The organism is Flammeovirga sp. OC4, assembly GCF_000812565.1.
GTDB lineage: Bacteria > Bacteroidota > Bacteroidia > Cytophagales > Flammeovirgaceae > Flammeovirga.
Genome location: NZ_JTAM01000180.1, coordinates 1 through 696, shown reverse-complemented (window position 1 = coordinate 696; position 696 = coordinate 1). Strand labels below are relative to the sequence as shown.

The 696-nt window shown below is 27.2% G+C and carries 1 protein-coding gene; it reads right to left on the bottom strand.

Annotated elements, in window-relative coordinates; all coding sequences use genetic code 11:
• Positions 1-55: 55 nt before the first annotated feature.
• A complete protein-coding gene (locus PL77_RS29865; RefSeq protein ID WP_044213726.1) occupies positions 56-574 on the bottom strand; it encodes a hypothetical protein in 519 nt (172 codons plus the stop codon).
• Positions 575-696: the final 122 nt, after the last annotated feature.

The window sequence follows — 696 nt, the reverse complement described above, 5'->3', positions numbered from 1 at the left end:
AAGACCAAACTAAGCCCTAATTATTAGCTGTATTTTAGTACGTGTTATCACAAAATTATTTAATTAACAGAATCTCTTTAGTTGATACAAAAGTTGTGTCATACTGCCAATCTAATTTATTATCAATAAAACTAGACCTTATCTCACCATAAAATTCGACTTTCTTATTCCCTCTTTTCATAAACTCTTTATCCTTTAATTTTGAAATGTCAATTCGAAAACGCAAAGTATCAGATTCTTTCCGAACATTTGTGAAAAGTGGAATTCTTATCGGATAAACTTCCTGAGTATAACCAAATGAAAAAAATTCTTCATATTCTAGATTTTCATTATTTGCTAAATTTCTTAAGCTTTCATTATTATCCAAAATAAATTTAAAAATAACTGTATCTCTGTTTGTTATTGTATACTTTTCATCCCAAGTAGATAATTGAGATGAAATTAATAGATCGCTATTAAAAAAATCTGATTTTTTAATATCATGATCAAGTATGAACGATTTTCTGTCATTACTTTTTTCCTTACAAGCACAAAAAATCAAGGTAACTAGGTATAAAAGTAATCTTTTTTTCATTCTTTAGATGTTTAATTAGAATAGTTACAGCTAACGATTAGTATATGGCAAGTAGGGCAGTAGAAAGCGATAAACTTTCAAGTCTGCACTGAGCCAAATCGTTGTATTTTGTTTTTAATTTA

Coding starts and splice junctions, on each gene's coding strand:
- PL77_RS29865 (WP_044213726.1), bottom strand. CDS start 574: ATGAAAAAAAGATTACTTTTATACCTAGTTACCTTGATTTTTTGTGCT.